At 68.9% G+C, this 13,595-nt stretch carries 11 protein-coding genes and 1 tRNA gene; 6 read left to right on the top strand and 6 right to left on the bottom strand.

The window, feature by feature from the left end; all coding sequences use genetic code 11:
- Position 1: 1 nt before the first annotated feature.
- The 4 genes from ACMGER_RS15070 to ACMGER_RS15055 are packed head-to-tail and all read left to right on the top strand — an operon-like array spanning position 2 to position 4,621.
- Positions 2 to 1,315, top strand: a complete 1,314-nt coding sequence (locus tag ACMGER_RS15070; RefSeq protein ID WP_436812987.1) for a Gfo/Idh/MocA family protein — start codon at positions 2 to 4, stop codon at positions 1,313 to 1,315.
- A gap of 8 nt (positions 1,316 to 1,323) precedes the next feature.
- On the top strand, positions 1,324 to 2,175 hold the full coding sequence (locus tag ACMGER_RS15065) for an FAD:protein FMN transferase (protein WP_436812986.1): 852 nt from the start codon (positions 1,324 to 1,326) through the stop codon (positions 2,173 to 2,175).
- A complete protein-coding gene (locus ACMGER_RS15060) occupies positions 2,172 to 3,434 on the top strand; it encodes a Gfo/Idh/MocA family protein (protein ID WP_436812985.1) in 1,263 nt (420 codons plus the stop codon). Before ACMGER_RS15065 ends, ACMGER_RS15060 begins: the two co-directional genes overlap by 4 nt.
- A gap of 23 nt (positions 3,435 to 3,457) precedes the next feature.
- Entirely contained in the window at positions 3,458 to 4,621 is a 1,164-nt protein-coding gene (locus ACMGER_RS15055; RefSeq protein WP_436812984.1) for a Gfo/Idh/MocA family protein, read from the top strand.
- 182 nt (positions 4,622 to 4,803) lie between these two features.
- Here the strand turns inward: ACMGER_RS15055 and ACMGER_RS15050 are convergent.
- Together ACMGER_RS15050 and folK are read right to left on the bottom strand one after the other, a co-directional pair.
- Positions 4,804 to 4,879, bottom strand: a tRNA-Lys gene (locus ACMGER_RS15050).
- Positions 4,842 to 5,366 carry a 2-amino-4-hydroxy-6-hydroxymethyldihydropteridine diphosphokinase gene (gene folK, locus ACMGER_RS15045; RefSeq protein WP_436813550.1) on the bottom strand — a complete coding sequence of 175 codons (525 nt, stop codon included), beginning with the start codon at positions 5,364 to 5,366 and terminating at the stop codon, positions 4,842 to 4,844. The genes ACMGER_RS15050 and folK overlap by 38 nt, the downstream gene beginning before the upstream one ends.
- A 49-nt stretch (positions 5,367 to 5,415) precedes the next feature.
- On the opposite strand from folK, the gene ACMGER_RS15040 reads away from it, so the two are divergent.
- Together ACMGER_RS15040 and ACMGER_RS15035 are read left to right on the top strand one after the other, a co-directional pair.
- Complete coding sequence (locus tag ACMGER_RS15040) at positions 5,416 to 6,099, top strand: uracil-DNA glycosylase (protein ID WP_436813549.1); 684 nt, start codon at positions 5,416 to 5,418, stop codon at positions 6,097 to 6,099.
- 1 nt (position 6,100) lies between these two features.
- Positions 6,101 to 7,426, top strand: coding sequence for an Nramp family divalent metal transporter (locus ACMGER_RS15035; protein WP_436812983.1), 1,326 nt, complete (start codon positions 6,101 to 6,103; stop codon positions 7,424 to 7,426).
- On the opposite strand, the gene ACMGER_RS15030 is transcribed toward ACMGER_RS15035, so the two are convergent.
- The 4 genes from ACMGER_RS15030 to ACMGER_RS15015 are packed head-to-tail and all read right to left on the bottom strand — an operon-like array spanning position 7,395 to position 13,315.
- Positions 7,395 to 8,951, bottom strand: coding sequence for an MFS transporter (locus ACMGER_RS15030; protein WP_436812982.1), 1,557 nt, complete (start codon positions 8,949 to 8,951; stop codon positions 7,395 to 7,397). The two genes, ACMGER_RS15035 and ACMGER_RS15030, sit on opposite strands and share 32 nt — an antisense overlap.
- On the bottom strand, positions 8,948 to 9,868 hold the full coding sequence (locus ACMGER_RS15025; RefSeq protein WP_436812981.1) for an alpha/beta hydrolase: 921 nt from the start codon (positions 9,866 to 9,868) through the stop codon (positions 8,948 to 8,950). The genes ACMGER_RS15030 and ACMGER_RS15025 overlap by 4 nt, the downstream gene beginning before the upstream one ends.
- Positions 9,869 to 9,878: 10 nt before the next feature.
- Positions 9,879 to 11,504 (bottom strand): alpha-glucosidase family protein, encoded by a 1,626-nt coding sequence (locus tag ACMGER_RS15020; protein ID WP_436812980.1) that lies wholly within the window; start codon positions 11,502 to 11,504, stop codon positions 9,879 to 9,881.
- Complete coding sequence (locus ACMGER_RS15015) at positions 11,501 to 13,315, bottom strand: alpha-amylase family glycosyl hydrolase (RefSeq protein WP_436812979.1); 1,815 nt, start codon at positions 13,313 to 13,315, stop codon at positions 11,501 to 11,503. Before ACMGER_RS15015 ends, ACMGER_RS15020 begins: the two co-directional genes overlap by 4 nt.
- Between the last annotated feature and the right edge of the window lie 280 nt (positions 13,316 to 13,595).

Here is a 13,595-nt window from a genome sequence, read left to right as displayed (position 1 = left end):
GATGCTCGACCGCCGGACGATGATGAAGGGCGCGGGCGCCACGCTCGGGATCGCGATGAGCGCGCGCAGCTATGCGCAGATCAAGGGCGCCAACGACCGGCTGCGCGTCGCGGTGGTCGGGGTCAACGGCCGCGGACAGGCGCATATGAGCGCCTTCTCGAAGCTGCCGAACGTGGCGATCACCCATCTCGTCGACGTCGACTCGCAGATCCTGGCGAAGCGCGCCGCGGAGTTCACCGCCAAGGGCAACCCTGCGCCCAGGACCGAGCGCGACTACCGCAGGCTGCTGGACAGCAAGGCGGTGGATATCGTGACCGTCGCGACTCCGGATCACTGGCACGCCAAGCTGGCGATCGACGCGATGGATGCCGGCCGGGACGTCTATTGCGAGAAGCCGATCAGCCTCGCTCCGGCCGAGGGCGAAGCGATGATCGCCGTGCAGCAGCGTACCGGCCGCAAGCTGCAGGTCGGCAACCAGCAGCGCTCGAGCGTCGAGACCCGGCAGCTCGCCGCGCTGATCAAGGCCGGCGAGCTCGGCGACGTGTACGAGGCGCAGACCTGGTACGCCAACAACCGCACCTCGATCGGCCGCGGGCACGAGATGGCGCCGCCGGCGCATCTCGACTGGGACATGTGGCAGGGGCCGCGGCCGCGCGGGCCCTATCGTTCCAACCTCGTGCCCTACAACTGGCACTGGTTCTGGAAGTATGGGACCGGCGAGACCTGCAACAACGCGATGCACGAACTCGACGTGGCGCGCTGGCTGATGGGGCTCACCTTCCCGGAGACGGTGGCGGCGCGCGGCTCGCGCCAATTCTATCGCGGCGACGATTGGGAGATGTACGACACGCTCGCGCTCGATCTCGTCTATCCCGACGGGCGCGCGATCCGGTGGGACGGGAACAGCTGCAACGGGATGCTGCGCTATGGCCGGGGGCGCGGCGTGCTGTTCCTGGGGACCAAGGGCTCGGCGGTCGTCGACCGTAACGGGTTCGAGCTCTATGACCTCGCCGGCAAGCAGGTGCGGCAGGTGGCGGCGGCGGCGAGCTCCGAGACCACCGGGACGGTCGGGGAAGGCGCGCTCGACGTTTTGCACGCGGGCAACCTCGTCGACGTCATCCGCGGCCGCGCGGGCGCGCTCGCCTCGCCGATCCGCGAGGGGCATATCAGCACGACGCTCTGCCACCTCGGCAACATAGCCTATCGCACCAAGTCGACGCTCACCCTCGATCCTGCGACCGGCAAACCCTCCGGCGCCGAGGCGATGAAGCTCTGGTCGGTCGACTATGAGCCGGGCTGGGAGGTGAAGGCCTGACCGTCCCCATGATCACGATGCATGTCGAGCGGTTCACCGCGATGGGGACGCGGGTCGAGCTGCATCTGTTCGGCTCGGACGATCGCGACGCGCTGCTCGCGGCGCGGCGTGCGATCGAGGCGGTCGACGACGCGCTCACGATCCACCGTCCTTCGGCGACGACTGCGCTCAACGACAGCCTGATGGCGGGTCGGCCCTGCCGGATCAATGATCCGGTGGTGCTCGATGCGCTGATAGAGATCGAGGCGGCCTATGCGGCGACGCATGGCCTGTTCGACCCGGCCGCCGATGCGTCGAGGCCGGGGGCCGGGTGGAACGTGATCTCGTTCGACCGGGACAATGCCCGTATCGAGGCGTCGCGGCCCGTCGCGCTTGATTTCGGCGGGTTCGGCAAGGGCTTCGCGCTCGATCGGGCTTGCACTGTGCTGCGAGCGGCGGGAGTGACATCGGCTTTCCTGTGCGCAGGCGAGAGCTCGATCGCGGTCGTCGGCCAGCATCCGCTGGGGGGAGGCTGGCCGATTTCGCTCCCCCACCCTCTCGAACCCGAACGATCCCTTGCGGAATTCGAGCTGCGCGACGAGGCACTCTCGATCTCGTCGACCGTGGGCGCCGGAACGGCCGCGCCGGAACGCGCCGCGATGATCCGGCCGACCGATGCCTCCGTCGTCACCGCGGCACGCACAACGGTCGCCATCGACCGCAGCGGCGCGCGTGCCGAGGTGATGAGCACGGCGCTGCTCGTCGCCGACGACGGCCAGGCCGGGTATTTGCTGGACTGCGGGCAAGAGCGCCGCTTCCTGTTCGATTTCAGCCGTGAAGCGGCGATGCCCGTTCAACCAGATGAGATGGCTCTGCAATGACCGACAAGGATTTCGACCTCACGCGACGCTCGTTCATCGACGGCGTCCTGAAGGCGACGGCGGCTGCGGGCATGGCGGCTGCCGCGCCCTGGGCGATCTCCGCCGCGGGAGCCGAGCCGGTCGCGGGCGACCGCGTGCGGCTGGGCGTGATCGGGACGGGCGATCGCGGCCGGACGCTGATCCGGAACATCCTCAAGACCCACAACTGCACCGTCGCCGCGATCTGCGACAATTTCGAGCCGCATCTGGCGGAAGGACGCACACTGGTCAGCCCGGCCACGCCCGCCTTCGCCGATCATCGCGCGATGCTCGACGCCGGCGGCCTCGACGCGGTCGTCATCGCGACCCCGCTCGACGTCCACGCGGCCCATGCCCTGGATTCGTTCGATGCAGGGCTGCACGTCTGGTGCGAGAAGGCGATGGCGCGCACGATCGCCGATTGCAGCGCGATGGTGAAAAGGTCGCAGGACAGCCGCAAGGTGTTGCAGGTTGGGCATCAGCGGATGTTCAACCCTACCTATCTCAACGCGTTGCGGCGGGTCAAGGCGGGGGAAATCGGTGCGATCACGCAGATCCGGGCGAGCTGGCACCGCAATACCAGCTGGCGGCGACCGGTCCCGCCCGGAGGCACCGACCGGCAGATCAACTGGCGGCTCTACCGCGACGTCTCGGCGGGACTGATGACCGAGCTCGCCACCCACCAGCTCCAGGTCGGCAACTGGTTCCTCGACGCGGTGCCGGCCCGCGTGATCGGGTCGGGCAGCATCTGCTTCTGGAAGGACGGCCGCGACGTCTACGACCATGTCGCGCTGGTCTACGAATATGCGGGCGGGCGGAAGTTCGTCTACACCTCGCTATTGAACAACGCGCGCTACGGGTGCGAGGAGCAGATCCAGGGCAGCAAGGGGACGATCGAGCCGGAGCTCGGCCGCATCTATCAGGAGGTGCCGCCCAAGGTGCTGGCGCTCCAGCGGATGCGGGAGGACGTCAGGCGCGGCCACAAGCGCACCGTTCCGATCGGCGGCGCCACCTGGTTCCCCGAGCTCCCGGTGACGACGCCGGGAGACTCGCTGGGCTGGGGCGAATATGACGAGACGATGCTCCAGTTCGAGGGCTTCGGCGAAGCGGTGCGATCGGGCAAGCCGCTCCCCGGACTGCTCGCACAGGCCTATCATGCGAGCGTCGCCTCGCTGCTCGGCGAGCAGGCGATGGACCGCGGCGAGGCGATGACCTGGCCGACCGACCTGGTCACGGCCTGAAATCATATCGAAGGGAACCAGCTGTGATCGAATCCAACCGCCGCGCGCTTCTGGGCCTTCTCTCCGCGCTCCCCGCCGCCGGCTTCGCCGCCGACGCGCTCGCGCAGTCCGCCACCCGCGGCGACGCGCCGACCGAAGGCGCGCCGGCGCGGCCTGCGCCCGAAGCCAAGTATCGCGTGCCCTTCGCCGTGATCGGGCTCGACCACAATCACATCTACGGCATCACCGACGCCGTGATCCGCGGCGGCGGCGTGCTGACCAGCTTCCATGCCGCCGATCCCAAGCAGATCGCGATGTTTCAGACACGCTATCCGGGCGTCCCGCTGGCGCGCTCGGAGGACGAGATCATCGAGAACCGCGCCATCAAGCTGGTGTGCAGCGCGGCGATCCCCAGCCTGCGCGCGCCGCTCGGCATCCGCGTCATGCGTGCCGGCAAGGACTATCTGAGCGACAAAGCGGCCGTCGTCACGCTGCAGCAGCTCGCCGACGTCCGGCGCGCGATCACGGAGACCGGGCGCAAGTACGGGATCATGTATTCGGAGCGCCTCGAGGTGCCCGCCGCTGTCATGGCGGGCCAGCTCGTCCACGACGGGGCGATCGGCCGGGTGATCCAGACCGTCAACCTCGCCCCGCACCGGCTGGCCGCGGCGAGCCGGCCGGACTGGTTCTGGGATACGAAGCGCAACGGCGGCATCCTCACCGACGTGGGCAGCCACCAGGCCGACCAGTTCGTCTATCTGACGGGCAGCAAGCGCGCCCATGTCGTCGCCTCCCAGACCGGCAACTTCAACCATCCCGAGCATCCCGAGTTCGAGGACTTCGGCGACATGGTGCTGAACGGCGACGGCGGCACCGGCTATGTCCGGGTCGACTGGTTCACGCCGGACGGCCTGCCCACCTGGGGCGACGGCCGCCTGTTCATCCTCGGGACCGAAGGCTACATCGAGCTCAGGAAATATGTGGACATCGCCGGACGGCCCGGCGGAAACCACCTGTTCATCGCCGACCGCAAGGGCACGCGCTATCTGGATTGCTCGAAGGTGCCGCTGCCCTTCGGTCCGCAGTTCGTGACGGACATCGTCGAGCGCACGTCGGTCGCGCAGGACCAGGAAGGCGCCCTGCTCGCCGCCGAGCTGGTGCTCACTGCCGAGGCTCGGGCGACACCGGCCAAGGCGCCGGCACGCTAGAGACTGTTTCAGCAAAGCTGAAACAGTAGCGGCGCCGGCCCGCTCCCCACCCGGCCACCCATAAGATACTGCCGTTGGGTGGCCGGGTGGGGAGCGGGCCGGTGCCGATTCAGCGAAGCTGAAAACGACTCTAGGGTGTGCACCCTAGGCAACAACCTGTCCCAACGCGTCCGGAGAGGCAGTGGTGGGTCCGCCGGGACTCGAACCCGGGACCTCTCGATTAAAAGTCGCTTGCTCTACCAACTGAGCTACGGACCCACTGACGCTGCGCCCTACGTGCGGCGCGCGGCCGGGTCAACCGAGCGAGGAGGTGACGGACGCTGAGTCCGGTCACCGGATCGCGCCACTCGGGCACGATCGCCGCCAGCGGCTGGAGCACGAACAGGCGCTCGCGAAAGGCCGTATGCGGCACGACCAGGCCGGGGCTCGCCCAGGCGCCCTCGGACCAGAGGATGATGTCGAGGTCGATCACCCGCGCGCCCCAGCGCCGGCCGCGGCGACGGCCGAAGGCGCGTTCGATCGCCTTCAGGCGGCGGAGCAGCGCATCCGGCGGCACGTCCGCCCTGACGATCGCGGCGGCATTGGCGTAGCGGCGGAGGGACGGCCCCGTCGCGACGCTGCCGACGATCGGCGACACCGCGATCGGCTTCAGCAGCGCCAATGCCGCACGCACCTCGTCCTCCGGACCGCCGTGCCGGCCCCTCCGGTTCGATCCCAGCGCGATCGCATAGCTTGTGAGCCCCATGCGCCTGCCCTAGCGGAGATGCGTGAGCTTCGCACCCGGCCCGATTCCCATGACCGAGCCGCCGCACGACTGCCCGCGCTGCCCGCGGCTGGCGGCGTTGCGGGAGGCGTTGCGGACGGAACATCCCGGCTGGTGGAACGCGCCCGTTCCGGCGTTCGGCGACCCGGAGGGCTGGCTCGGCATCATCGGTCTCGCCCCCGGCAAGCACGGCGCCAACCGCACCGGCCGGCCCTTCACCGGCGACTATGCCGGCGAGCTGCTGTTCGGCACGCTGGCGAAGTTCGGCCTCGCCGCCGGCCGCTATGAAGGACGGCCGGACGACAGCCTCCGCCTCACCGGCGCGATCATCCTCAATTCGGTCAAATGCCTGCCTCCGGAGAACAAGCCGACGCCCGAGGAAGTGCGGACCTGCCGGCCCTTCCTCGACGGCCAGGTCGCGGCGCTGCCCAGGCTGCGCGTGTTCGTGGCGCTGGGCCAGATCGCCCATCAGTCGGCGGTGAAGGTGCTGGGCGGCAAGCTTCCCAAGGCGCGCTTCGCCCATCGCGCCGAGCACCGGATGCCGGACGGACGCATCCTGATCGATAGCTATCACTGCTCGCGCTACAACCAGAACACCGGGCGGCTGACGGTGGAGATGTTCGAAGCCGTTTTCGCGCGCGCGGTGGAACTCGAGCGGTTGAGCCCGCGCGGTGCCCACCTCATAATGGCACCGGATCAACCGGGGAAAGGATAATATGGCGCCGCCGCCCGTTGCCGACGCTGTCGTGCCGCCGCCCTCGCCCAGCCTGTCCGAGGTCCATCGCTCGGTGCATGTGCCGCACCTCGGAGGCTTCTGGCGCAAGTTCGGGGCGTTCGCGGGGCCGGGCTATCTGGTCGCGGTCGGCTATATGGACCCGGGCAACTGGGCGACCGACCTCGCCGGCGGTTCGGCGTTCGGCTACACCTTGCTCTCGGTCATCCTCCTGTCGAACATCATGGCGATGGTGCTGCAGGCGCTGTCGGCCAAGCTCGGCATCATCGGCGGCATGGACCTGGCCCAGGCGTGCCGGGCGCATTACTCGCGCCCGGTCAATCTCGCGCTGTGGGTGCTGTGCGAGCTGGCGATCATCGCCTGCGACCTCGCCGAGGTGATCGGCACCGCGATCGCGCTCCAGCTGCTGCTCGGCATCCCGCTGGTCGCGGGCGTCGCGATCACGGCGGTCGACGTGCTGCTGGTGCTGGCGCTGCAGCGTTACGGCTTCCGCAAGCTCGAGGCGTTCATCGTCGCGCTGCTGATCGTCATCGCCGTCTGCTTCGCGGTCGAACTCGCCTTCGCCCAGCCGAGCCTGGCGGGGATCGCGCGCGGGCTGATCCCGAGCCCCGAGATCGTCACCAACCCGGCGATGCTCTACATCGCGATCGGCATCCTCGGCGCGACGGTGATGCCGCACAACCTCTATCTCCATTCGGCGGTGGTGCAGACCCGAGCCTTCCGTAACACGGCCGAAGGCCGGCGCGAGGCGCTCAAGCTCGCGACGATCGATTCGAGCGTGGCGCTGATGCTGGCGCTGTTCATCAACGGCGCGATCCTGATCCTCGCCGCCGCCGCGTTCCACACCACCGGCCGCACCGAAGTCGCGGAGATCCAGGACGCCTATCGCCTGCTCACGCCGGTGCTCGGGGTCGGCGCCGCGAGCACGCTGTTCGCGATCGCGCTGCTCGCTTCGGGTCAGAACTCGACCGTCACCGGCACGCTCGCCGGGCAGATCGTGATGGAGGGGTTCCTCAACATCCGGCTGCCGGTATGGCTGCGGCGGCTGGTCACGCGGCTGATCGCGATCGTGCCGGCGGCGATCGTCGCCGGGCTCTACGGCGAGAGCGGCACCGCCAGGCTGCTGGTGCTGAGCCAGGTGGTGCTGAGCCTCCAGCTCCCCTTCGCGATGGTGCCGCTCGTCCAGTTCACCACCAGTCGCCGGCTGATGGGCGAGCACGCCAACCGCGGCTGGCTTCTCGCGGCGGCGTGGGTGATCTGCGCCGTGGTGATCGGGCTCAACGTGACGCTGCTGGTCGGGCTGTTCTAAGCCCCGCCTCGTCGCGCAGGCGAAGAATCAGGACCGCCGCGCCGAGGAAGCAGGCTGCGGCGATCGGAAAGGAGACGATCGGCGCGTCCGGATAGAGCGCGTGCGCCAGCGAGCCCATCACGCTCGAGACGACGAGCTGGGGCAGCACGATGAAGATGTTGAACAGCCCCATGTACACGCCGAGCTTGGCCTGCGGCAGACTGGCGCTGAGCAGCGAATAGGGAATGGTCAGGATCGACGCCCAGGCCATGCCGATGCCGACCATCGACAGGATCAGCGGCGCCGGGCTGGCGATCATCAGCACCGAGGCGAAGCCGAGCGCGCCGGCGACGAGGTTCGCCGCATGGAGGCGGGTGGCGCCGATCCGTTCGGCGAGCGCGGGCAGGATGAAGGCGTAGAGCGCCGCCACGCCGTTGTAGACCGCGAACAGCACGCCGACCCAGTCGGCGCCGTCGTTATAGGCCTGCCCCGCCGCTTGCGTCGCGCCGAACTGATAGCGGGTGACGATCGGCGTCGCGTAGATCCACAGGATGAAGAGCGCGAACCAGGACAGGAACTGGACGAGCGCGAGCTTGCGCATCGTCGGCGGCATGTTGGCGAGATCGCCGAGCAGGTGGTTGAGCAGCGTGTCGCGCCTATCCTGCGCCACCGCGAGCGCGTTGACGAGCTGCGCCGCGCCGAAGGCGGCGAAACCGAAGCCCAGAACGTAAAGCGGCTTGTCGAGGCCGAGCCACCACACGCCTGCCGCGACCGCCAGTCCCACGGCAAGCCACAGGCCGCCGGCCACCGCGCCAGGTGCATCGAGCGGCGTGTGTTCGGCTTCGGCCGTCGTCGCGCCGAACCGGGCAAGCTCCTCGGGCGAATATTCGCGCGTCGTCAGCACGGTCCACAGCACCGCCGCGAACAGCGCCACCGCGCCGATGTGAAACGCGTAGGCGACCGCCGGCGGGATGGCGCCGGGCGCCGCGGTGTTGCTCATTCCGACAACCCTGGTGAGGAAGGCCGGCGCGAGCGAGGCCAGCACCGCGCCCGTCCCGATGAAGATCGTCTGGAAGGCATAGCCGCGCGTGCGCTGCCGCTCGTCGACCATGTCGCCGATAAAAGCGCGGAACGGCTCCATCGAGATATTGATCGAGGCGTCGAGCATCCACAGCAGCCCCGCCGCCATCCACAGCGCCGACGCGCTCGGAAACAGCGCCAGCGCGACCGAGGCGAGGATCGCGCCCATGAGGAAATAGGGCCGGCGCCGGCCGAACCTGCCCCAGGTGCGGTCGCTGAAATGGCCGATGATCGGCTGGACGATGAGGCCGGTGACCGGACCGGCGATCCACAGGATCGGCAGGTCGTCGATCGAGGCGCCGAGCGTCTGGAAGATGCGGCTGACGTTCGCGCCCTGGAGCGCGAAGCCGACCTGGATGCCGAGGAAGCCGAAGGACAGGTTCCAGAGCTGCCAGAAGCCGAGCCGCGGGCGGCGCTGGCCGGCGCGTCCCACCTCCTCGAGCGCCTGGTCCGCCGCTTCGCTCATCGCGGCGCCAGCAGCCAGCCGAGCACCTCTTCGAGCCGCGCCGCCCAGCTCAGCTCCTCATGCGCGGCGCCGGGATAGACGCGGCTTTCATAGTCGCGCCCGCGCTTCCACCCGAGACGGGCGAAGTCGGCGTCGATCGCCTCCTGATAGGGGCCATAGGCGGCATCGAGCGTGGCGGTGCCGCGATCGCTCCAGATGCGGCGGCCGGACGGCGCGCCGAGATGCCTATCGAGATAGCTCCGCCATAGCGCCGCGACCTCTGGACTGAACCGCCCGACGTTGGCCGGGTCGCCGAGCGGCCAATGGGTCGAGACCAGCGCCGCCCGGCCGAACACGCGCGGATATCGGGCGATCGCCGCGAGCGAGATCAGCCCGCCCATGCTGGAGCCGGCGATCGCGGTGTGATCGCGGCCGGGCAGCGTGCGATAGTCGCGATCGATGCGCGGCTTGAGCTCCTCGACGATGAAGCGGAGATAGGCGTCCGACAGGACCGGCCCGCCCGCGAGGCGGTCGAGTTCGGCGCGAAGCCGTGGCGAAGCCGCATCGTGCAGCGCCCTGGGGAGATATTGGCGATAGCGGTCGACGCCCGGATTCCAGATGCCGACGACGATCACCGGCGCGATCTTCTTCGCCGCGACCAGCCGACGGATCGAGGCGTCGACGCCCCACACTTTCTTGAATGCCGACAGATCGGGATCGAACAGATTCTGTCCGTCGTGCATGTAGAGCACGCCGTAGCGCCGCTTGCCGCCGTCATAGCCCGGCGGCAGCCAGACGGTGACGTGCGGCGGCGCGATGTTGGCGGACGGCATCGCCGCGATCTCGACGAAGCGGCCGTTGTCCTGGGCGCGGGCGGACGACGCGAACGCGATCGTCACGCCCAGCAGGACGAACATCAGGCGAGAGAGGAGGGTCACCATACTGCCCTCACCCGATCCGCCGCGCGACGAAGCCGGACAGCGCCGGCAGGCGCCAGCCCTCACCGTCGTGGCTGCGCGCGACAGCCTGCCAGCGGGCCGGTTGCGGCGGCTCCCAGGCGCTGTCCTCATCGGCGAAATTGAAGGCGCAGATCATGTGCTCGCCATCGTAGGTGCGCTCGAAGACGAGCAGCCTATCCGAAGCCTCGAACACCGTCATGTCGCCGATCAGCAGCGCATCGTGCGCCTTGCGCAGCGCCAGCACCTCGCGGGTGAAGGCGAGCATCGAGCCGGGGTCCGCCGCCTGCACGTCCACCGCCAGGCCGGCATGGTCGGGCCCGACCGGCAGCCACGGCTTGCCGGAGGTGAAGCCCAGCGCAGGGGCGTCGTGCCGCCACGGCATCGGCGTGCGCGCGCCGTCGCGGGACAGGGTGAGCGGCCAGTTGCTGATCGCCTCCGGGTCCTGGAGGTCGTCGTAGCCGACCTCGACCTGGGTCAGACCCAGCTCCTCGCCGTAATAGAGGAAGATGTTGCCGCGCAGCGTCGCCAGCAGCAGCATCTTCATCCGCGCGAAGCGGTCGTAGTCGACGGGGTCCGCCCAGCGCGAGAGCGCGCGGGGCGCGTCGTGGTTCTCGAACGCCCAGCTCGGCCAGCTCATGTCCGGGCCCGACGGCCAGCGCTCGACCGCGTCGCGGATGACGCGCGGCGTCAGCTCCGTCGCATAGAGGAAGTCGAAGCCATAGGCGGTGTTGAGCCCGCGCTCGCGGTGCGTGAACAGCTTCATCTCGCGCTCGCTGTCGGCGCCGCCGACCTCGGCGACGGTGAAGCGGTCGCCATAGGCGTCGAGATTGGCGCGGATGCGCGCGAGGAAGTCGGGGATCTCCGGCTGCGACTGGTTGTGGATGTGGAGCTGATAGTCGAACGAGCGCGTGCGCGGCGTGCCGTCGTCGGGGGCCGGCGGATTGTCGGTCAGTGCCGGGTCGTGCATCGTGAAGTTGATCGCATCGAGCCGGAACCCGTCGACGCCGCGGTCGAGCCAGAAGCGGCCGACGTCGATCAGCGCCTGCTGCACCGCCGGATTGCGCACGTTGAGCTGCGGCTGCGCGCTGAGGAAATTGTGCATGTAATATTGCCGCCGCCGCGCGTCCCAGGTCCAGGCCGGGCCGCCGAACACCGACTGCCAGTTGTTGGGCGGACCGCCGTCGGGCCTGGCGTCGGCCCAGACGTACCAGTCCGCCTTCGGATTGGTGCGATCGGAGCGGCTCTCGACGAACCAGGCGTGGAGGTCGGAGGTGTGCGAATAGACCTGGTCGATGATCACCTTGAGATCAAGTGCGTGCGCGCGTTGGACAAGCGCGTCGAAATCGTCGAGCGTGCCGAAGATCGGGTCGACGTCGCAATAGTCGGCGACGTCGTAGCCGAAGTCCTTCATCGGCGACGGGAAGAACGGCGACAGCCAGATCGCGTCCACCCCGAGCGAGGCGACATGATCGAGATGCGCGGTGATGCCGGGCAGGTCCCCTACCCCGTCGCCGTTCGAATCGGCGAAGCTGCGCGGATAGATCTGGTAGATCGACGCGCCCCGCCACCATTCGCGCAGCGCGCGGGGCTCGGGCCTGGGATTCGCCTCGCTCATTTCGCTTCTCCGGCCGCGCAGACGGCATAGCCGAGCGCCGGAAGGCTGACGGCCACGGTGCCGGGCCGCGTCGCCCGCGCCGGACAGTCGCCGGCGAGCGCGATGAAGCTCCGGGAACCCACATCGACTTCGACATTGGCCGTGAGCGGCGCGGCGGAGGTATTGTAGAGCAGCAGCATTTCCCTTCCATTGTCCGGATCGAAGCGCGACACCGCGAACAGCCCCGGCTCGCCGCCGGCGAAGCGGGTCACCTGACGGCCGCGCCGGAGCGCCGCATGTTCGGTGCGGATGCGCGCGAGCGCGGCGATCTCGCGGTAGAGCGGGTGACCGGCATCGAAGTTGGCATCGGCCGTGGTCCTGGTCGTGCCGAGCAGCCTGTTGTCGTTGTAGCTCGCCACCTTCGACGGGAACATGTCCTCGCGCGCGTCCTGGTCGCCGCCGTCGCCGGTGAACCCCTGCTCGTCGCCCGAATAGATCGTCGGCACCCCGCGCAGCGTCAGCAGCATCGCATGGGCGAGCAGGTCGCGCTTCAGCAGCTCGTCGGGGGTCGCCTTGGGGTTGATGGCAGCGTCGGCCGTGGCGGTGCGGCCGGCGTCGTGATTGCTGACGAAGGTCGGCAGCCGCCGCGCGGTCGCCTCGCCGCCCTCGTAGAGCGGATCGGCGGCGAAGACGCGCGCCAGCTGATCGGTGCCGCCCTTGCCCGCGCTGGCGTCGTTGACCGCGAGCGAGAAGGCGAAGTCGAGCACCGTCGGCAGCCGGTCGACATGGGTATGGCGCGCGAGCACGGCGGGATCGGGGTCCGCCACCTCGCCGAAGATATGGAAATTGGGGATGCCCCTCGCCCTGGCGCGTTCCAGCATCGCCGGCACGAACGCCTGCCAGAATTCCGGGTTCACATGCCGGGCGGTGTCGATACGGAAGCCGTCGACGCCGAACCGGTCGATCCAGCCGCCGAAGATGTCGATCATGCCGGCGACGACGCGCGGATTCTCGGTCATCAGGTCGTCGAGCCCGACGAAATCGCCCATCGTCGAGCTCTCGCCCGCGAAGGTCGAGTTGCCGCGGTTGTGGTAATAGATCGGATCGTTGAGCCAATCCGGTACCTTCACCCGCGCCTCGGCGGGCGGGACGAAGGGGGTGTAGGCAAAGGTCGGGTCGGCGAGCTTGGCGAAATTCTCTGCCGTCTGCACGCCGTCGCCCGCGAAGCCGGGATTGATCGCCGCTCCGCCGGTCCCGCCGCGCGCCTGGTAGGGATAGTCGGCGCGGCTGCGGTAGGGGCAATCCCGCCCCTGGCATTCTCGAAACTGGATCACGTCGGCGGTGTGGTTGGCGACAATGTCCATATAGACCTTGATCCCGCGCGCGTGCGCGGCGTCGACCAGCGCCTTGAAGTCGGCATCGGTGCCGAAATGCGGATCGACCTCAGTGAAATCAGTGATCCAATAGCCGTGATAGCCGGCCGATTCCTGCCCCGGCGGCCCCTGCACCGGCTTGTTCTTGAAGATCGGCCCCATCCAGATCGCGGTGATGCCGAGACCCTGGAGATAGTCGAGCCGCTGGACCACGCCCTTGAGGTCGCCGCCATGGTAGAAGCCCTTGGCGGCGGGATCGAAGCCGGTCTTCAGCCGATCCCCCGACAGCCCGCCGCGATCGTTCGCCGGATCGCCGTTCTCGAACCGGTCGGGCAGCAGGAAATAGATGACCTCGTCCTCGGGCAGGCGATCGCGGAAGCTCGTCTGTTGCTGCGCCGCAGCCGGCAGCGGCGCGCCCGCGAGCACCAACGCCGAGATCAGCAGGGCCGCGGCCCTCATAACCGTCATCGCACTCTACTCCGATGCGTGTCGCCTGGCCGATCTAGGGCTGTGGAGATTCGCGAGCCCATCCCCTCTTCCCTCTCCCCTCTCCCTGGAGGGAGAGGATACGGAGACTTGGCGCCCCGGCATCGCCGGGGTGCCCAGTCGCAGTTGGTGAGGGTGCCCCGCCATCGCGAGCGGCCGTCCCCCTCACCCAGCTCCGACCAAGGCCTTGCTTCGCAAGACCTAAGTCTGCGCAACCCTCTCCCCGTTGGGGAGAGGGGATCGAATCTCCATG

The sequence above is a fragment of the Sphingomonas astragali genome (assembly GCF_051400615.1).
In the GTDB taxonomy this organism is placed as follows: domain Bacteria; phylum Pseudomonadota; class Alphaproteobacteria; order Sphingomonadales; family Sphingomonadaceae; genus Sphingomonas.
Note: the sequence above shows the minus strand (reverse complement) of the source record. Positions and strands in the feature narration are given on the sequence as shown.

Bases quoted from the DNA above. Each gene is read 5' to 3' on its own strand.
- ACMGER_RS15070 (WP_436812987.1), top strand. From the start codon at position 2: ATGCTCGACCGCCGGACGATGATGAAGGGCGCGGGCGCCACGCTCGGG.
- ACMGER_RS15065 (WP_436812986.1), top strand. From the start codon at position 1,324: ATGATCACGATGCATGTCGAGCGGTTCACCGCGATGGGGACGCGGGTC.
- ACMGER_RS15060 (WP_436812985.1), top strand. From the start codon at position 2,172: ATGACCGACAAGGATTTCGACCTCACGCGACGCTCGTTCATCGACGGC.
- folK (WP_436813550.1), bottom strand. From the start codon at position 5,366: ATGGGGCTCACAAGCTATGCGATCGCGCTGGGATCGAACCGGAGGGGC.
- ACMGER_RS15040 (WP_436813549.1), top strand. From the start codon at position 5,416: ATGACCGAGCCGCCGCACGACTGCCCGCGCTGCCCGCGGCTGGCGGCG.
- ACMGER_RS15035 (WP_436812983.1), top strand. From the start codon at position 6,101: ATGGCGCCGCCGCCCGTTGCCGACGCTGTCGTGCCGCCGCCCTCGCCC.
- ACMGER_RS15030 (WP_436812982.1), bottom strand. From the start codon at position 8,951: ATGAGCGAAGCGGCGGACCAGGCGCTCGAGGAGGTGGGACGCGCCGGC.
- ACMGER_RS15020 (WP_436812980.1), bottom strand. From the start codon at position 11,504: ATGAGCGAGGCGAATCCCAGGCCCGAGCCCCGCGCGCTGCGCGAATGG.
- ACMGER_RS15015 (WP_436812979.1), bottom strand. From the start codon at position 13,315: ATGAGGGCCGCGGCCCTGCTGATCTCGGCGTTGGTGCTCGCGGGCGCG.